The sequence below is a fragment of the Trichlorobacter lovleyi genome (assembly GCF_015239775.1).
GTDB classification, from domain to species: Bacteria; Desulfobacterota; Desulfuromonadia; order Geobacterales; family Pseudopelobacteraceae; genus Trichlorobacter; species Trichlorobacter lovleyi_B.
This window is the reverse complement of the sequence record NZ_CP058409.1, coordinates 961,639-980,515: the sequence shown is the minus strand read 5'-3', so window position 1 is coordinate 980,515 and position 18,877 is coordinate 961,639. Positions and strand designations below refer to the sequence as shown.

Sequence of the window (18,877 nt, the reverse complement as noted above, 5' to 3'; positions counted from 1 at the left end):
TCAGGAAGCTGCTGCCTCAAGAGCGGCAACAACGTCAGGAATCTGCTCCGCTGGCAGCGGTCTGGCGTACATGAACCCCTGCACAAAGGTGCAACCGATCTGCCGCAGAATCTCATGCTGCTCGATGGTTTCAACCCCTTCGGCCACGGTCTGCATACCGAGGTTGTCGGCCATATCGACCACTGATTGGGCAATGGCCCGATCGCCGCTATCGTCGGCCAGATCCTGCACAAAGGAACGGTCGATCTTCAACACCGACACCGGGAATGCCTTCAGGTAACTGAGTGAAGAGTAACCGGTACCGAAGTCGTCGATCGAAACCCCGCAACCCAGCCCCCGCAGACGTTCCAGCAGAAGCACAACCTCATCCGGCTGATCAACCAGGGCGCTCTCGGTAAGTTCCAGTTCCAGCCGATCGGGCCTGATGCCGGTTTCGGCAATCACGGCAGCAATCCGCTCGATCAGATCAGGCGTCTTGAACTGCACCGCCGAGAGGTTAACGGCCACACTTAGATCCAGCCCTTGCTGCTGCCAAGACACCTGCTGCTGGCAGGCGGTGCGCAGCACCCATTCACCGATCGGCACAATAAAGCGGTTCTCTTCAGCCAGCGGTATAAAGCGATCGGGGGTGACCATACCAAACTCGCTGCTCTCCCAGCGCAACAACGCCTCCACCCCCACCACCCGGCCGGTGGCAAGGGCGATCTTCGGCTGGTAATGCAGCCGCAGTTCCTGACGCGCCAAGGCATGTCGCAACCCCTGATCAAAGGTGATCCGTTCCTGCACCACACGATTGAGCTCCTCACGGAAGAAGCGGAAGGTGTTCTTGCCCTCCTCCTTGGCGTGATACAGGGCCATATCAGCATGTTTTTCCAGCGTCTTGGCGTCCTCGCCATCCTTGGCATAGAGCGACACCCCGATGCTGGCGCTGACAAACAGCTCTCCCTCCTCCAGTACCACCGGCTCTTCCACGATACGCAGCAACTTGCTGGCCACCGGCACCACATCCTCTTCGTGTTGCACATCATGCAAAATAACGGCGAATTCGTCGCCACCAAGCCGGCAGACCACATCATCGTCCCGCAGCACGGCCACAAATCGGCGGGCCACCTCCTTCAAGAGGCGATCGCCGGCTGGATGCCCCAGGCTGTCGTTGACATGCTTGAAACGATCCAGATCGATATACAGCAGCGCCATGCCGGTATCCTGACGTCGGCTCCGCTTGATGGCCTGCTCCAGCCGGTCCTGCAGCATACGACGGTTGGGCAGGTCGGTCAGGGGATCGAAATAGGCCAGCCGCTCAATGGTGGCCTCGGCATTTTTACGTTCATTGATATCCTCGACGTTGGCAATGAAATGCGTAATCTGCCCGGCCTCGTTGCGCAGAGGGCTGATTGAGGCCACCGACCAGTAGACCTCGCCGTTCTTGCGCCGGTTCAGCAGCTCGCCGTGCCACTCTTCGCCCCGCAGAATCGTGCTCCACAGCTCCTGAAACACTTCGCGGGGAGTCGATTCCGACTTGAGGATACGGGGGTTGCGACCGATCGCCTCTTCAGGCTGATAGCCGGTCACCTGGGTGAACTTGCGGTTGACGTACTCGATGGTGCCATTGACATCGGTGATCAGGACGCCACTGGCGCTGTTTTCAATACCCAACTGCAATTTGCGCAAATGGTTGTTGACCGCTTCGGCCTGCTGCATCAATTGGCGCTGGCGCCGCTGGTACAGCAACAGGGCCAGGGCAGAAATCAGGGCGATGGCCAGAAAGGTTGCCGCCTGGTGACGGACATGGGTACGCCAGTCAGCCGTAATCGCATCCAGCCGTCGTGCGGCCAGCACCAATAACGGCTTATCCAACTGCAGCTGCTCCGGCTGAAAGGTCTTGAAGGCTATCAAGCGCTGATCGTTGGTGGCGTACAGCGTGCCGCTGAAGAGGTTTTCCTGATTACCGCTTGCCAGGTGTGCCGAAAAAAAGGTGCCCGGCAGGTTGAGATTCTTGCCGGAAAGCTCCACCCGGTTCGGTTCCATGGTGAAGATCAGGCCATCGCCGTGGACGATGGCGGTCACCATATCCTGGCTGTAGTTGACCGAGCGCAGCAAGGTCTGAAAGTAGTCAGGATTGAGGGTGGCGCCGATTATCCCCCCAAATGAGCCGTCAGGCGACTTGACAATACGCACCAGCATAACGCTCCAGGCGCCCAGCAAGGCACGAAAGGGAGCGGAGACAAACAAGGCATCTGTAGCTCGGGCATCACGCGCATGTTGAAAGTAATCGCGGTGTCCCACCTGCTGGCCCAGCAGTTCGCTCCGATTGGAAAGCCGTATCCGGCCACGAGCATCAACGGCGATAAGCACCCTGATGCCAGGCAGTACATCCCGAAACAGCTTCATCTCTTTCTCTGCAACAATCGCTTGCCACTCAGCCGGGTCACGCCTGCTCAGTTCGCTGCACAGCGACGTGATGACCCGATCGGCGACAGCTATCTGAACCGTCAGGTTATCGCTGACAACCCGCGCCTGGCTCAGCAAACGATGACGTTCACCAGCCATAATATCGCGATGGATCTTGTACAGGTTATGGACCACCGCACCACCCAGCAGCACCAGCGCTACGAGTAGCAACACCCACTGCGAGAGGAATTTTTTATCAAACTTTTGCCGCACTGACACCTCACCTACAGCCAGCCAATCGTTATGCAACATCGTTGCTACTGCCTCCTTGTCACCCGCAGTATCTCTTCCGCCAACAGCTTCAACTCCACCGGCTTGGCCACATAGCCGTCGAAGCCCCGTGCCAGCACCATTTCCCGATCTCCACGCAAGGCATGGGCGGTCAGGGCGATGATCGGCAGGTGGCCGGCAGTCGTCTCCCGTTCATTGGCGCGAATGGCCTCCGTGGCCTGGAAACCGTCCATGACCGGCATCTGCAGGTCCATCAAGACGCAGTCGAAGGCGTCCTTCTGCAGGGCATCGAGCGCCTCCTGGCCGTTGCCGACAACCAGGGGCCGATGCCCGAGCCGCGTAAGCAGCGTCTTGATAAAGCTGGCGTTGACCGGATTATCCTCAACCACCAGTATGGCGAGAGGCGTGACACGGACGAGGAGTTGCGGATCAAGGCGATCTGCCGTATTGTGAACGCTCCTCTTGCGACTGAGCAGAAACGGCAGTTCCAGATAAAAGCTGCTGCCTGATCCGGCAACGCTTTCGGCCCAGATCCGCCCTCCCATCAACTCAGTCAGCTTCCGGCTGATCGACAGCCCCAGACCGGTGCCGCCGTACTGCCGGGTGGTGGAGCTGTCAGCCTGTTCAAACGGTTTAAAGATACGCTCCAGGGCCTCCGGCGTCATGCCGATGCCGGTATCAGCAACCTCCAGGCGGAGTACGAGCGTGTCACCTTGCCGGGACGCCAGGGAAGCGGTGATGGTTATACTGCCCTGCTCGGTGAACTTGATGGCATTACCCAACAGGTTGAGCAGGATCTGCTTGCAGCGCAACTGATCGCCATAGAGCAGATCAGGCACCTGCTCGTCGATGTTCACCTCCACCTGCAGCCCCTTTTCAAAAATGCGGGTCCGCTGGGTAGCGATCAGATCCTGTATGCAGCGGCGCACGGAAAAATCAGTGGCGTGCAGTTCCACCTTGCCGGCCTCGATCTTTGACAGATCAAGGATGTCATTGATCAGTGCCAGCAGGTTGTTGGCCGACAGCTCGATGCTGGCCAGATACTCCTCCTGCTCCGATGTCAGCTCAGTAAACCGCAGCAGCTGCGTCATACCGATCACCCCGTTCATCGGGGTGCGGATTTCATGGCTCATGTTGGCCAGAAACTCGCTTTTGGCCTGATTGGCAGCCTCGGCCGCCTGCTGCGCCTGCTGCAGCTCTGCAGTACGCTCGTTAATCCGCTGTTCAAGGTCGCTATTGAGGGTCTGCAGCTCGTGAAATGAGTCCTCCAGGGCGTCAGCAGCGGTACGGTAGTTCTCCAGCAGATCGGCCACCTCGCTGGTGCTGGGATCGGGCCACAGAATCGGCTCGCCGCTTCGCAGCTTGGCGGGCAGTTCGCTGCTGACCCCGCCCAACTCACTGAGCGGTTTTACCAGGCGGAAGGCGAACCAGCGAGACAGGCAGACCGCCACCAGAATCAGGCCGGCCACGATGGACAGCGACTGAAAGGTGCGCCTGTTCAGCACCTCCATGGTGGGCTTAAGCGACCCCTCCACCACCACGCGCCAGCCGGTTTCGGGCGACACCTGGGCCTCGGTCAGGTAGTAGGAACCAAGCCAGCGCTTGATGGCGCCGATGCCGGGCACCGGATTGGGAATCCACTGGCTGAGCCCTTCATTGATCGGCTTGAAGGTCCCCCCTGCTGGTGTGACAAACGGCTGCAACGGCTGCAGATCCTGACGTGTGCTGACCACTACCCGACGTTGGCGATCCACCAGGGTAACCTGGATCGGACGTCGGGCAACAACACTTTTCAGCAGAGCCGTGGGATAGTCCAGCGACAACACCGAGAAGACCGCCCCCCGGTACTGGCCAAAGCGATGCACCGGAGCCAGGATCATCAGGCGGGGGCCGGGCGCGCCGATCTTGCCCATGATTACATCAAAGACGAGCTGCTCGCCGACGTGATGCAGTGGCCCAATATAGGGACGATCCGACAGGTCGATGCCGATAGTCGATCTGCCGAATTCATCCACGCTCGGTGAAAAGGCCCGGGTGATGTTGGCCCGATCCAGCACCCCCATCCGCTTGACGCTGGCCAGGCCGGTATGGAGGTCATACAGCCTTTGCTGCATGACTGCCGGCGGTGTGCTGCCGGGATCGCCCGCCAGACGTTTCAGGACGATGATCCGTTGCTGTTCCTGATCAAGCCAGTTGGCCAGGGCGAACCGGCTCAGCTCCCCCATCCGCTGGGTAAGTATTTGCAGGTTTTCCGTCTGCTGCCGGTACTGCGACCTGCTGTCGTAGTACACCAGCCCCAGGGCCGTCACCAGTACCAGGGCCTGCATCATAAGCAACATCAGGCTGCGCAATGACGGCAGTTCACGACCTTCCGTCCGCCTCATGCGCGCCAGATAGTAGAGCCCTTCGGCCAGCATGGCGTTGAAAACGCCATTGACCCCCTGCTTGACCCCGATCATCAGGGTCGTCTGGGGAGCCAGTCCCATCACCTGATGGTAAAACAGCCAGATCAAGGCGATGCCCAAGGTACACCAATACAGCATTACCGCCGGCAGCAGCTCGATCCTTCGACGCTGCCAGAGCAGCCCCGCCACCAGCGCCTCGGCGCCCCAGATCAGGATGTTCCAGGGATTGTGCCAATGCAGAACCGTGGCGCCAGCGGCAACCAACGCGGCCAGCAGGCCCGTGCCCAGCCCGTAGCGCAACAGGGCATACAACACCAGCACTGACCCAAAGAGGAAGCGGACCTCCAGGAACAGCTCAAGCGTCAGGAGATTGAGCAGAAAACCGGCGCCACCGAACAGCAGGCCGGCGATCAACGTGCGGTGATTCATGGGATGACCCCTGATGAAATACCTGCTGTCATAATTGTTTCACAGCTTTCCTGCTTGTCAAGCCGCTCCGGAGCAGATTATGCGCCGTCCTTAGACAAAAAAACGCCCCGGCCATCTGGCTGGGGCGTTTCAAAACACACTGTTAACTTACTTCTTCGGTTCTTCCTTCTTCTCCGGCTGCTTGGCAACCATCAGCGCATCGTTCAACACCTTCACACCCGCCTTGGAAGCGGCGATGGAGGCGGTCAGGGTCTCACGAGCCAGGTCGGGATTATGGAAACCGTCCGAGTTCTCGGCGGTCCAGTATTCCCACAGCACGTGGGCCTCTTCATGCTTGGCGCGGGCCTGATCCAGGATGGTGGGAGCCACACCGGCCCGGGCGGCAGTTTGGTAGGTGTCAATCAGCTGGCTCAGCCAGTACTCGGCCTTGCGCATCTTGCCCTTGGTGTAGTTACGGATGGTGTCAATCTGCCATTTTTTCTTGGCAACGCTGTCACCAGGGTGGCAGGTGATGCAGGACGCTTTCACGTTATCAATAGGCTTGACCACGCCGTGGGTTGAGAACGGTTTGCCGTCCTTGCCTTTCTGTTTGGGCATGTGGCATTGGTGGCACTGCACACCGGCCTTGTCATGGACTGAACCGGCATAGGTCTCGGCCTCGGGATGCTGGAATTTGATCAGACGAGCGCCGGTGACGGCATGCTTGAAGTCGAAGAAATCCAGCTGCTTGTAGTGAGCCAACAACTGCTTGGCATTCTTGAGCGGGAAGTGATTGGTGCGGTTTGAGGCAAAGGTCACCGGCTTGCCATCACTCCACTGGGCGCCGGGGTTGCAGTTGTACTCCACGTGGCACTGGGCGCACATCATGCGGGAATCGGTCTGTTCCATCACGCCGATCTTACGGAAGCCGTCACGGAAGGAGACCACCTTCAGGTCGGTCTTGCCATTCTTGGCAAAGATGTTCTTGGCCGGGTCCTTGTCAATAGCGGCAATCAGGGCATCGCGGATCACCCGCGGCTTGGCGCCATGGGGGTCGTGACACTCGATGCAGCCCACCGGATTATGTACATCCTTGACCACCTCGGTCACCTTTGAGGTGCGATCCCATTTGCCACCCTTTTCACCGAGATACTTCCACTTCAGCACCAGGTCTGAGGTCTTGCACTGGATGCAGGTGGGGTTGCCGGCCATGGCAGACTCAGTCAACTTGTAGCTTTCACCTTTGTCTTCCAGCACATCCCAGGTCTTGCCGTTCTTGGCGTAGTTCTTCCAACCGCCCTTGAACTGATAACGGCCACCCTGGAAACGGTCTACGGCAAACTGATCGATCACCATGTAGGCGTGTCCGCGTGGTTCGTTATGCTCAAAGGTAAAGCCGTAGGGAGCCAGCAGTTTATCCTGCATTGGTGAACGGCCAACCGGGGTGCCCTTTTCTTTGCGGGCGCCACCTTCGGGATAATGAACATCAAAGAAACTGCTGTACTGATTCTTGTGACAGGAGCCGCAGACAGCCGGATCAAGCTTGGTCACCGGCCTGGTGTCCGGGCCGGGGTTGGCCAGGTGTTCCTTGGTCTTCTCGTGGCAGACCGAACAGGCCAGAGCAGCATGCTTGGATGCCTCCTTGAGCGCCTTTACCTCCGTGTGACACATGTAGCACTGCTCGCGTCCGTCGTTGGCAGGCTTGGCTGCCGGCTTGGCCTTGGGTGCTGCCAGCGAAGGAATCGCCAACAGGGCGCCAAGCCCGACAATACTTGCTGCAACTGCCAGTCTCTGTTTCAGCGTACCGTATTCTCCTCTCTTCTGGATGTTGGTGAAACTATTCACCTGAACTCAATTCAGCGCGTACCCGCAGCGTAATTGCCTTGGGGGTGACCGGACAGACATACAGACAGCTGCCGCAGCCGTTGCAACGGGTTGCATCAATCCTGATTCCCTCACCCATCACCACCACAATTGCCTGCTGTTCACATTTTTCCACACAGCTGAAACAACCGCAGTTTTTTGCCAGGCAACGCTCATTGCGCGGCACCGCCACCATCGGTTGATCTCCGTGGGGCAGTTCAACAGCATCGTCCTCGGCGCCCGCAGCCGGTTGCTGCAGTATGCCGGTGGCCTTCAGCAGGGTGTCGCCCAGAGAGAAGATCCCCTGCCGGAAAAACTCCTTACGGGAGAGCGTCACTTCTTAACCGCCTTCTTGCCACCTTTTTTCACCGGTTTTTTGACCTCACCCGGCACATGACACTGGGTACAGTTCAGACGATCCGGATGGGGTGCCTTGAAACTGCCGGTGTGGCAACCGTTGCAGGTCGCACCGTCCGCATCATCCTGCACCGCATGGGGAATGACCGGCGGATGCTTCTCCGCCTTGACGGCATCGGCAGCCAGGTCCGGTTCAGGCTGTTCGTCGGCATAGACAGGAACCAGGGCCAGCAGCAGCAGACAGCTGATCAGGGATACAAGCTGCACAGAACGTTTCATCATCGGCCTCCTTTGAGGGGGTCTGTTGCGTCTAGTGAGAGCGGTTGATAACCGACTAAAATCTTGAGAGCCTTTGCAGGACAGACGTCCAGGCAGGCCATACAACGGGTGCAATCTCCGGCGACCACCTGGGGATGATTTAGCTCAAGAGAGGGCTGCAGCACCTCTTCCACCGGGCAGGCCTTGAGGCAATCATTACAATGGGTACAGCGATCGGCAACAAATCCGATCCGAACGGGACTTATACGGGCCAGCAGGCTGTAGAACCCGCCCAGCGGGCAGAGCGAACGGCACCAGACCCGTCTGGCCACCAGCAACTCCACCAGCAGGATGGTTGCCACCAGCAACAACGGCAGCAGCGTCCCAAACACCACTGCCCGGCTGACAATGCCGATCGGTGAGAACAGTTCAAACAGCGGAACCCCGGTGGCCATCACCACCAGCAACACCAGTGCCAGACTCCAGCGGCTGAAGGTAAGCGGCAGCGTAGAGTTGCCACTCCCCAGCCTCCTGCGCAACCGATCGGCAAGTTCGGTGATCAGCCCCACCGGACAGACCCAGCCGCAGAAGGCACGTCCACCAAGTAGAAAATAGAAGCCTACCACCAGCAGGGCGCTGACCAGATAGGAGAACACAAAGACCCGTCCTCCCAGCAGAGCCTGCAGAAAGGCCAGCGGATCAGCCAGGGGAAGACCCAGCAGCTCTGCTGCTGCCAGGTTCCCCCTGAAGATCGCCAGGCCGGCCAAGGGGGAGGCAAGCAAGGCGATCATCAGCAGCTGCACCGTGCAACGGGCTATACCCCACGGCTTAAAATTCATAAAAGTCCTTCTGTTCCGTCACCCGCTGCTGGACAGCAATGACCGGTTTTTCCCGGACACAGACCTTTTCGCAGATGCCGCAGCCCACACATTTATCCTTGTGGATGACCGGTTCCATGATGGTGTGTTCTCCGGTGCGGGTATTGTGCCGGTTCTCAATGGTAATCGCCTTGTCGATCAGGGGACACTGGCGGTAACAGACCTCACAACGCAGGCCGCGAATTGAGAGGCAGCCTTCCCGGTCAATGATTACCGCTGTTCCCATCCGTACCTTTTCCACCTCGGTCAGCCGTTTATCCAGCGCACCGGATGGACAGGCCTTGACACAGGGCAGGTCCGGACAGAGGTAACAGGGGTTCTCGCGGGGAACGATGTGCGGCGTACCGATCCCGACACCGGCCTCGCCACCAGCCATGACAATCGATCGGTAGGGACAGGCCTGGGCACACTTGCCGCACTTGACGCAGGCAGCCAGAAAACGCGCTTCCTCAATCGCCCCCGGCGGGCGCAGGTAGAAGCCCCGCGCCTGGGCCGGCCGCAGATAGACCGCAGAGATGGCGGCACCGCCCAAGGCAAGGGCCAGGGGCGTCAGGATACTGCCCTTCAGAAACAGGCGGCGGCTGATGCCGGTATTTTTTGCGTCAGAATCCATACACACCTTTTCACCCCTCCCGACCGCACCTTGTCAGGTGAGGAGTTCAGACGGGAGCTCTATCGTCCCCCCTGCCAAGGGGGGACTGAGGGGTTACGCCTTCTCAACCTTCACCGCGCACTTTTTAAAATCAGGCTCTTTGGAAAGCGGATCAAAGGCATCAATACAGAGATCATTGATCAACTTGGTCTCATCAAAGAAGGTGGTGAAGACATTACCCTTCTCCGGTTTGCCGCGGCCATTGATTTCGGCCGTCAGCACGACCGATCCCCGACGGGAACTGACCTTGACCTTGTCACGGTTTTTGATCCCCAGCCGGGCGGCATCTTCCGGGTGCATCTCCAGGGTTGCCCCCGGCATGGCCCGTTTCAACTCCGGCACACGGCCCGTCATGGTGGCGGTATGCCAATGTTCCAGCAGCCGGCCGGTGCAGTACCAGAACGGATACTCGCTATTCGGGCTCTCTGCCGGCGGCTCGTAGGGACGGAACCAGATCGTGGCCTTGTTGCCCGGCGCCTTGTAGAACTTGATCCCCTCACCCTTTTTGACATAGGCATCATCAGCATCGGTATAACGCCAGCGGGTTTCCTGACCGTTGGACTTGACCGGCCAACGCAGTCCGCGCACCTTGTAGTAGGTTTCGTAGGGGGCCAGGTCCTTGCCGGTGCCGATGGTGAACTTGCGGTATTCTTCCCACATCTCTTTGTAGAAGTTTTTTGGGCTGTAAGGAAAGAGGTTGCCATGACCAAGCCGCTTGGCAAACTCGATCAGCTGCCAGCTGTCCTCTCTGGCCTCGCCGGGCGGTTCCACCATCTTGAACCAGTGCTGGGTGCGGCGTTCAGTGTTGCCGAAGACCCCCTCTTTCTCAACCCAGGAGGCAGAGGGCAGGATCACATCGGCGATCTCGGTTGACTTGGTGGGATAGATGTCGGAGACGACAATGAAGGCCTTGCGGGCCTGGGCAGCCTTACGGTAGCGGGAGAGATTCGGGATCGACTGGAACGGGTTGGTACACTGGATCCAGAGGCACTTCAGCTCACCACGGTCAATGGCACGGTACATCTCCATCGTATGCAGTCCGACCTTGGGCGAGATCTTTTTAGGATCAATGCCCCAGATCTCGGCGGTCTTCTTGCGGTGGGCCTCGTTCATCACCACCATGTCGGCAGGCAGGCGATGGGCAAAGGTACCAACCTCACGGGCTGTGCCGCAGGCAGAAGGCTGGCCGGTCAGGGAGAGCGGATTCTCCCCCGGCTTGCAGATCTTGCCGGTTAAGAGGTGCAGGTTATAGATCAGGTTGTTGACCCAGACACCACGCACATGCTGGTTGACCCCCATGGTCCAGAGCGAATTGACCTTGCGGCTTTTGTCACTATACAGCTGGGCCAGATGCTCAATCTTTTGGGCCGGTATCCCGGACAGCTTTTCAGCCCACTCCGGGGTAAACTGCTTCATCAGCTGCTTGTATTCGTCAAAGGTCAGCGGTTTGGGCTCTTCCTTGGGGCTTTCCTTATCCTTCAGGCCGTAGGGCTGGTTCTCGGTACCCCGCTTGAAGGAGACGTGCTGCTTGACAAAGGACTCATCGTACAGTTTGTCGCGCAGAATGACGTGGGCAATGGCATTCAGGGCAGCCAGATCCCCCTGGGGGACCATCGGGATATATTCGTCCGCCATCTGGGTGGTACGGGTTCTGCGGGTGGCAATATCAATGATCTTGACCTTCTTGTTCTTCAGCTTGTTATCAATCAGACGTGAAAACAGTACCGGGTGGGCCTCTGCCATGTTGGCGCCCCAGAGGATATAGGTATCGCCCAGGTCAAGGTCATCGTAACAGCCCATCGGCTCGTCGGCGCCAAAGGTATTCATGAAGCCGACCACTGCCGAGGCCATACAGAGCCGGGCATTGGGCTCGACGTTATTGGTGCCGATCCCCCCCTTGAACAGCTTGACCGCCGTATAGCCTTCAAACACGGTCCACTGCCCGGAGCCGTAGATTGCCACCGAGTCAGGGCCGTTCTTGGCAATCGCCTCCTTGTACTTACTTGCGATCAGGTTCAAGGCCTCATCCCAGCTGGCCTTGACCATCTTGTTACCCTTACGGATCAGTGGATGGGTCAGACGATCCTTGCCGTAGAGCGCCTTGGAGAGAAAGTAGCCCTTGATGCAGTTGAGCCCCTTATTGACCGGACCGGCCGGGTCACCCTTGGTGGCAACGATCTTGCCATCCTTGACCCCCACCAGCACACAGCAGCCAACGCCGCAGTAACGGCAGGGCGCCTTGCCCCACTTGATCCCTTTGTCATCGGCTGCAGAAGCCAAGCGGGGGGCAAGTGCCTGTGCCCCGGCTGCTGCAAAGGCGGCGGCTGCCGCACTGGCCTTCAGGAAATCACGCCTCGTCAGTTCCATCTGCGCCTCCTTCTTGGGTTACATCTTCAAAGTTATGGTACGCCACCTGCACACTGATAACCGCATCAAGCTGCTCAAGCTGTGAGGCGATGTCCACCTCGGCCTGGACCGAAGCAGCCTCAATCACTGCAATGACCTGCCCGTCAGGCAGCGCCCCGTGCACCTCAACGCCAGGCACCAGCCTGGCCAGTTCTGCAACCTGGGTCTCTTTTCCCGGTCTGCAACTCAGTACCACACCTGAAACAGGCATACACACCTCACTCTGGCAGGCTGTTGAAAAACGTCACGAGGAAGCTCGGCTACAAGGCGCACGGCGCACAGCGACTGAGACATAACAGATAGTTAGGCGAAGGAGCGAGCACCGCGCAACGCCGTAGACGGGCACCACAGTAGTTTTTCAACAGCCTGCTAGCGGTCCCTCAATCCATGTACCGGCCCGGACAGATTCAAGGGTAGCACCGAACGTTGAATCTGCAAGCCGGTCATGCACAAAAAATGCGCAACACACCACAGGCAGCATAGACAACGTATACAGGAGCTGTGCCAACTTTCCTAAACAGGGCCAGTAGCCTGATTTAGCTAACTTTTTTTGAGGAGACAAAACCAGAGAGGGGAGAGGCGGACGGGTTTACGTTACCATTCGGTAACACAGCACTAAAAAAACGTTACGTTTGGTTAATCAACTTCAGCTTTTCCCAGAGGGTTTTACGGGAGATATTCAGCAGTTTTGCGGCCTCTGCCTTGCGGCCGCCGGTCCTGACCAAGGCGTCAAGGATCAGACGGCGCTCCGACTCTTCACGGGCATTGGCCAGGGTGGCAGGAGCGGCATCATCCGGTCGGTATTGATCGCCGGCCCGTACTGACAGGGGCTGTTGCCAGTCCGGGCCACCAGAGCTTCGGGCAGCCACAAACTGTTCCGGCAGATCCGCCGGAGAGATACAGGAGCCGGGACAGAGTGCCACGGCACGCTCAATCGCATGCTCCAGCTCACGCACATTGCCGGGATAGTCGTAGGAAAGCAGCACCGCCCGGGTTGCCTCGCAAATTCCCAACTGGGGGCGTTCCATCCGCTCACTGAATTTTTTCAGAAAGTATTCCGCCATGGGCAGGATATCCTCACGCCGCTCCCGCAGAGGGGGCACCGGCAATGAAATCACATTCAGGCGGTAATAAAGATCCTCTCTGAACAGGCCATCCGCCACCATCTGCTGCAGGTTGCGATTGGTTGCCGCAATGATCCTGACATCCACCCGGATATCCTTTTCATTGCCCAGCCGGCTGACGGTCCGTTCCTGCAGCACCCGCAGCAGCTTGGCCTGGGCATTGGCCGGCAGGTCACCGACTTCATCCAGGAAGATCGTGCTCTTGTCTGCCTGCTCAAATTTACCGCGATGGTTGCTGACAGCACCGGTAAAGGCACCACGCTGGTAGCCAAACAGTTCGGATTCCACCAGATGCTCCGGCAGTGCCGCACAGTTGACCGTTACCATTGCCCGCTCCTTGCGGGCGCTGTTGCGGTGTATGGCCGCAGCCACCAGTTCTTTGCCGGTACCGCTCTCACCGGTGATCAGCACCGTTGATTCCAGTCCGGCCACGGCTCCAATGGTCTGAAACACCGGCAGCATGGATGAGCTGATGCTGACAAATCCGCCAAAACTGCCGCAGGCCATCCGCTGCTTGAGTGACTGGTTTTCATGCTGCAGCTGCTGCCGTTCGGTAACATCACGGCTGATCAGCAACGTCCCCTGATAGCCCCCGTCAGGGCTGGTCACGGGATAATAACTGTTTTCAAAATAGCGGCCCTTTACCTCAATCACCCGCCGGGCCTGTTTGATGGAACCGTCCCGCAGTTTCTGCAACAACTCCTTGATACGCTTGGCTGAGTTGGGTGAGTGCACCGACAAAATGGTCCGTCCGATAAAATTACGGGCCTTGATCCCCCGGATATCCTCGGCCGTCCGGTTGATAAAGGTCAGCCGGTCATCAGCATCGGCAAAGATGATCCCCTCCGCCATACTTTCAAGAATATCACGATAAATTGTTGTCAGCTCTTGCATGGCACTGGCACCTCGTTACATAAAAGTAACATCACTATCTCAAAATTGCACGCACAACTTGGCCGGTCGGGCCTGCCCTGTCTTTGTCCAACCGGCTGAAACAAGCCGCAGTTCCGATCAACGCGGCAGGTGTGCTAGCCAATGTTGACTTTTTTGATGTATAGTGTATACATATTTAGTCTTATTTACTCGAATTTGAGGAGCAGACATGACTCTCATTGACAATAAAGCCCCGGACTTTGACCTGGAGGGGAGTGACGGCAAACGCCACCGGTTGCAGGACTATGCGGGACGGCGTCTGTTACTGTTTTTCTATCCCAAGGACAACACCTCTGGCTGCACCAAGGAGGCTGCCGGTTTCCGTGACCTGAAGCCGGAGTTTGAAAAACTTGGTTTTGTCATGCTGGGAATCAGCCGCGACTCGCTGGTCTCACATCAGCGCTTCATTGACAATCATGAACTGAACATGGTGCTGCTGTCTGACCCTGATGCCAGCGTGATGAAGGCCTATCACGCCTTTGGCGAGAAGATGATGTACGGCAAACAGGTCTCCGGTGTAATCCGCTCCACCGTATTGATCTGCGCAGACGGTATCATCAGAAAACATTGGACCAAAGTGGCCAAGGCCGAGCAGCATCCGGCCCAGGTGCTTGCGTATATTAAAGATTTTCACTGTGAATAAAGGAGGAGTCGATGAGTTTTATTTCCCTTAAGGAAGTGGTTGACTTTGCGGTTGAACGAGAGGAAACCGCCTACCAGATGTATAAGCGTGCTGCAGAGTTGACGGTAAGTCCGGCGGCCCGCAAGATGTTTGAAGAGCTGGCTCAGGAAGAGGCAACACACAAGGAGGTTTTTTCCAAGGTTGATCCGGAAAAGATCGAAGAGGTCAATGTCTGCAAGATCCCTGAGGCAACCATCGGCCAGTATCTGAAGGATGTCCCCTTTCACCCCCAGATGAGCTATCAGGAGATCCTGACCTTTGCCCTGAAGGCGGAAGAGAGCGCATACCAGCTTTACAAGGCTGCGGCCGGTATGACTGAAGACCCCAAGCTGCAGAAGACCCTTTTGACCTTTGCCGAGGTTGAGCTGGGCCACCGGCGCAAGATTGAGGCGCTCTACGATGAAAAGGTCCTGACCGAAGGTTAATTTCAGCTTCCAGCCATCTCCACGAAAAAGGCCACCTGCAGCTTAGCGGTGGCCTTTTTATCTGCAGGGACTTCCTACCGCCTTAACCAGTTCTATCTGGAAACTCCGGATGAGAAATTGTTTGTTTCCGATTCGGAAACCAGCTATCAATCAGCAGTTAACCAGACATAGCAACAATACCTAAACTTGACTTCGGTCAACACCATTCCCTTCCTGTTGTGCTATGCAAATGGCATGAAAAACAGACAAACCACAAGAAGCATGTTGCTGGTACTGATGCTGCTGCTTGCACCGCCTGTCGCAGCCTTTGAATGTACCGTCTGCCACAGCAAGAACCCGGCTATGGTCAAGATGCATAAGGAACTACAGGGGCAGGGCTGTTTTGGCTGCCACAAGATGGGAGCAAAACTGATGGGCAAAGGGCAGCCCAAAGACAGGGAAAGCCTGCTGAAGCGGCGCCAGACAGAGGAGGTCTGCCTGGCGTGCCATGGAACATTTCAGAAACAAGGGAGGTAAAAAAATGGAACTCACGGTATTGTTACAGCAAACGCTTGATCTTTCCCAGGATGCCATCCTGATCTCCGACCGGGAAGGGATCATCTGCTACTGGAATGCCGGTGCCGAGCGAATTATCGGCTACACGGCCGACGAGGCGATTGGCCAATCATTGGATCTGTTTATTCCTGAAAAACTGCGCGGACGGCACTGGGAGGGCTACCACCGGGTGATGGCCAGCGGCGAGACCAAGTATAAGACCGGCCTACTCTCGTCACCCGGTATCCGCAAAGATGGCAGCCAGGTTTCGCTGGAGTTCAGCATGGTGTTGCTGAAGGATGAAAACGGCACGATGCAGGGCTGCGCCTCGATCATGCGGGACGTGACCGAGCGCTGGCTGAAGGAAAAGGAGTTGAAACAGCGGCTGGCGGAGTGTGAAGTAAAACTGGCAGCAGGGTAATCATCACCCCCACCGCCAGAGGGCCAGGATCAGGACGATCAGAAACACGATGGTCAGGTTCATGTAGGCCATGGTGTAGAAGACCCGCAGGTGCAACGGGGTTTTCTCCTCGCGGCTGGCAAGCAGTTTGCCGACCACCGGCAAACGCTGTACACGGTCTTCGTCATGGGGAGCCAGCTTCAGCGCCTCGCTCAGATCCATACCGGCCTGATGTCGCGCCATGTGCTGGCCCTGTTTCCAGAGGGCGCTGGCGGTTGCATCGTAGATCAGGCCGTTGTAGGCAAAGTAGGCTGGCCGTCCCGCCTTGCCGTCGCAGGCGGCAAGCTCGGTGCTGGTCATATCGCCGCCCGTAACCGGCGTGGGGGGCGCCTGCATCTTTCGCTTGAGCCGCGGACCGATTACTGTAACCACCACAGCGGCCGACGAGACCATGACCAGATACAACCCGACCTTGATCAGCAGTAACAGGCCGAAACGGGTATGCAGCAAGACATCCAAGGAGGGGACACGATAGTAGGTCAACACCAGGCCGGTCAGGCCCATGACCAGCATCGACAGGATGCCGACCCGCACCTCACCACGGGGTAAGCCCCCAGCGGCATAGGCCGGCTTCAGCACCAGGTGGACGTACAGGATCGTACCGAACCAGAGGATAGCGGTCAGCATATGGAGGTAGCCAACCACGAACCGGAACCCTTTTGTTGCCGCTGTCATCTGACTGGGCTGCGACTGGGCATGCTGCCTGTTGCTGAACGCCTTGCCGATAGCGGTCAGTTCACCGCCACCGCCGGGGTCCAGATGGCAGGCAGCACAGGCCAAGCCGGTTTGCCGGGCGTACTCTTCCGTGGCAAAACCGGCAACGGGCGCTAAGAGCAACATGAACACGACGATGCAGAACAATGAGCGTTTCATGGTATGATCAGATCTCTCCGGCGATTAGCGATAACCACAAGAAAGAGCATACAACAAACCGCTCCGTACGCAAGCAAGGGGGGTAAGATCATGGCAGTGACATCCGGAAACAGAAGCATCTATACGGTCGGTCACTCAACCCGCAGCCTCGCTGATTTTGTCGCGCTGTTGAAGCGGTACGGCATCGGACTCCTGGCGGATGTCCGCACCATCCCCCGCTCCCGCCACAACCCGCAATTCAACGCTGATGCCTTGCAAAGTTTTCTACCGTCCCAAGGGATCGGCTATCAGCACCTCAAGGAACTGGGTGGCCTGCGGCACAGCCGCGCCGACTCACCCAATACCGGTTGGCGCAACGCCTCGTTCCGGGGATTTGCCGACTACATGCAGACCCCGGCCTTTGAGGCTACCCTCTTGGCGTTGCTGGAACTCGCGCAGCAGCACACCGTTGCGCTGATGTGCGCCGAGGCCGTGCCCTGGCGCTGTCACCGCTCCCTGATTGCCGATGCACTGGTGGTCCGCGGCATCGACGTGACGGACATCTTCGACCTTACCCACGCCAGACCCCATACCTTCAACAGCCTGGCCCGAGTGGAGGGTGGCACGCTCACCTATCCTGCTGCTGAGCCCGTTCAGGAGCCGTTGTTACCTGCCCTTGCCGCTTCATCACGCCCAGTCAAGTAGCCGCTTTTCACCCGTCATGGCAACGATATCCGTAATGTCTTGCGAAATTTCAAGCACGCCACGATAGGTGCTATCAGGGTCTCGCACCGCAACGTACCGGATCAGAATATAGCGCCCCTTCATCTTGATGCGGAAATCCGCCTCATTGCGGTTGCCGTTTTTGAACTCGCTCACAATCTTCTCAACGATATGCACGCTTTCTGGTGGGTGGCAGTTTTTGACGTTCCGCTCGACAATGGCGGGTGAGCGTGGAAAGAAGCGGTCCTTGGCGCGATTAAAGAATCTGACCTGATCATACTCATCAACAAAGGTGATATCGACCGGCAGATGGTTAAAGAGCAGCACCAGTTGCTCATAGTTCATCCTTCCCGTATCGGACACAAAGAAGTCGTCCCCCTCATGCGCTCCGGTGCCCGCTTGCAGCGGGTTACCGTCCTCCTTCTGCTGGGGTGTTTCCAAAAAGGGGAACGGGTAGTCAAAGCTCTGTTGGTACATGGCCTGCCAGTCTTCCGCCGCAAGGGTTTCCGTGGCCACGGGATAGACCACCAGATTTTCCTTCTGGATCATACCGAACACCAGGAAGAAGTACTGGCTCATGGGACTGTTGAACTCCTGCCAACTGCTGTCAGAACGTTCAAGTACCGCAATCACCCCCTTAAGCTTCTTTCTGATGTCATCATGCAGCGACCACATGACCGCAATCGGCCGGTGGTTTTCCCAGCGCTTTTCCAGGTACGGAAAAAGGATATTTTCTTTTTTTACGTAATGAGACTCAAATGCTCGTAATTCCAAAAACAGCGGCAGAAGCTCAAGACGCATCGCGGGAAAGGAGCTCTCTTCCGAGCCGTGGCACCTCTTCAGCACCGTCTTTACCTGCTGCAGCTTATCTGCAAGAGCCCTGTTTTCCTGGATCAGATGACCGAGAAAGGTATCAGGGGCCGGCCTTTCCCACGGATAGCGCTCCAGGCTTTTGAAAAAAACGCCGATGACCTTCTCGATGCTCTGCTTGATCACCTGCGGCGTGATCCCCATCTGCAGTTGTCGATCCTCCATGGCAAGCATGTCGTGGGGCGTCAGGTTTTCGATTGCTTCTCGATGCTGCTCAATGAGTTGCTTTGCGTCCTGCCCCTGTATGATGCCCCGTGAAACGGCAAGCAGTTCCTGCACCCGTTTTTCCCGGTTATCAATCAGTTCTGACATACGCAGTACCTCCTTCCGTTCAGATGGTGCGATGCAACAGCCTCTCTCCTCCT

Annotated in this window: 17 protein-coding genes; 5 read left to right on the top strand and 12 right to left on the bottom strand. The window is 57.6% G+C overall.

Going from position 1 to position 18,877, the window contains the following annotated elements; genetic code table 11:
* From FY034_RS04420 to FY034_RS04375, 10 genes are all read right to left on the bottom strand, one after another.
* Complete coding sequence (locus tag FY034_RS04420) at positions 1-2,703, bottom strand: EAL domain-containing protein (RefSeq protein ID WP_265554032.1); 2,703 nt, start codon at positions 2,701-2,703, stop codon at positions 1-3.
* A 5-nt stretch (positions 2,704-2,708) separates the two neighbouring features.
* Positions 2,709-5,516, bottom strand: a complete 2,808-nt coding sequence (locus tag FY034_RS04415; RefSeq protein ID WP_265554030.1) for a hybrid sensor histidine kinase/response regulator — start codon at positions 5,514-5,516, stop codon at positions 2,709-2,711.
* 147 nt (positions 5,517-5,663) lie between these two features.
* Positions 5,664-7,340, bottom strand: coding sequence for an ammonia-forming cytochrome c nitrite reductase subunit c552 (locus tag FY034_RS04410; RefSeq protein WP_265554029.1), 1,677 nt, complete (start codon positions 7,338-7,340; stop codon positions 5,664-5,666).
* Positions 7,333-7,695 (bottom strand): 4Fe-4S binding protein, encoded by a 363-nt coding sequence (locus FY034_RS04405; protein ID WP_265554028.1) that lies wholly within the window; start codon positions 7,693-7,695, stop codon positions 7,333-7,335. The genes FY034_RS04410 and FY034_RS04405 overlap by 8 nt, the downstream gene beginning before the upstream one ends.
* Complete coding sequence (locus FY034_RS04400; RefSeq protein WP_265554027.1) at positions 7,692-7,994, bottom strand: hypothetical protein; 303 nt, start codon at positions 7,992-7,994, stop codon at positions 7,692-7,694. Before FY034_RS04400 ends, FY034_RS04405 begins: the two co-directional genes overlap by 4 nt.
* A complete protein-coding gene (napH, locus tag FY034_RS04395) occupies positions 7,994-8,812 on the bottom strand; it encodes a quinol dehydrogenase ferredoxin subunit NapH (RefSeq protein WP_265554025.1) in 819 nt (272 codons plus the stop codon). Before napH ends, FY034_RS04400 begins: the two co-directional genes overlap by 1 nt.
* Complete coding sequence (locus FY034_RS04390; protein ID WP_265554023.1) at positions 8,802-9,464, bottom strand: MauM/NapG family ferredoxin-type protein; 663 nt, start codon at positions 9,462-9,464, stop codon at positions 8,802-8,804. Before FY034_RS04390 ends, napH begins: the two co-directional genes overlap by 11 nt.
* Positions 9,465-9,557: 93 nt before the next feature.
* Positions 9,558-11,870, bottom strand: coding sequence for a molybdopterin-dependent oxidoreductase (locus tag FY034_RS04385; protein ID WP_265554021.1), 2,313 nt, complete (start codon positions 11,868-11,870; stop codon positions 9,558-9,560).
* Positions 11,851-12,120, bottom strand: coding sequence for a chaperone NapD (locus tag FY034_RS04380; RefSeq protein WP_265554020.1), 270 nt, complete (start codon positions 12,118-12,120; stop codon positions 11,851-11,853). The genes FY034_RS04385 and FY034_RS04380 overlap by 20 nt, the downstream gene beginning before the upstream one ends.
* A gap of 415 nt (positions 12,121-12,535) precedes the next feature.
* On the bottom strand, positions 12,536-13,927 hold the full coding sequence (locus FY034_RS04375) for a sigma-54 interaction domain-containing protein (protein ID WP_265554019.1): 1,392 nt from the start codon (positions 13,925-13,927) through the stop codon (positions 12,536-12,538).
* 208 nt (positions 13,928-14,135) lie between these two features.
* Here FY034_RS04375 and FY034_RS04370 point away from each other — a divergent pair, with 208 nt between their 5' ends.
* From FY034_RS04370 to FY034_RS04355, 4 genes are all read left to right on the top strand, one after another.
* Positions 14,136-14,609, top strand: coding sequence for a peroxiredoxin (locus tag FY034_RS04370; protein ID WP_265554017.1), 474 nt, complete (start codon positions 14,136-14,138; stop codon positions 14,607-14,609).
* Positions 14,610-14,620: 11 nt separating this feature from the next.
* Positions 14,621-15,073 (top strand): ferritin-like domain-containing protein, encoded by a 453-nt coding sequence (locus FY034_RS04365; protein WP_012469125.1) that lies wholly within the window; start codon positions 14,621-14,623, stop codon positions 15,071-15,073.
* A gap of 234 nt (positions 15,074-15,307) precedes the next feature.
* Positions 15,308-15,589, top strand: coding sequence for a cytochrome c3 family protein (locus FY034_RS04360; RefSeq protein WP_265554015.1), 282 nt, complete (start codon positions 15,308-15,310; stop codon positions 15,587-15,589).
* 4 nt (positions 15,590-15,593) lie between these two features.
* Positions 15,594-16,028: a PAS domain-containing protein gene (locus FY034_RS04355; protein WP_265554013.1), complete on the top strand. Its 435-nt coding sequence runs from the start codon at positions 15,594-15,596 to the stop codon at positions 16,026-16,028.
* A gap of 3 nt (positions 16,029-16,031) precedes the next feature.
* Here FY034_RS04355 and FY034_RS04350 read toward each other — a convergent pair whose 3' ends face one another.
* Positions 16,032-16,940 (bottom strand): cytochrome b5 domain-containing protein, encoded by a 909-nt coding sequence (locus tag FY034_RS04350; RefSeq protein WP_265554011.1) that lies wholly within the window; start codon positions 16,938-16,940, stop codon positions 16,032-16,034.
* A gap of 90 nt (positions 16,941-17,030) precedes the next feature.
* Here FY034_RS04350 and FY034_RS04345 point away from each other — a divergent pair, with 90 nt between their 5' ends.
* On the top strand, positions 17,031-17,624 hold the full coding sequence (locus tag FY034_RS04345; RefSeq protein ID WP_265554010.1) for a DUF488 family protein: 594 nt from the start codon (positions 17,031-17,033) through the stop codon (positions 17,622-17,624).
* Here FY034_RS04345 and FY034_RS04340 read toward each other — a convergent pair.
* Complete coding sequence (locus FY034_RS04340) at positions 17,607-18,824, bottom strand: DUF438 domain-containing protein (protein WP_265554008.1); 1,218 nt, start codon at positions 18,822-18,824, stop codon at positions 17,607-17,609. The two genes, FY034_RS04345 and FY034_RS04340, sit on opposite strands and share 18 nt — an antisense overlap.
* Between the last annotated feature and the right edge of the window lie 53 nt (positions 18,825-18,877).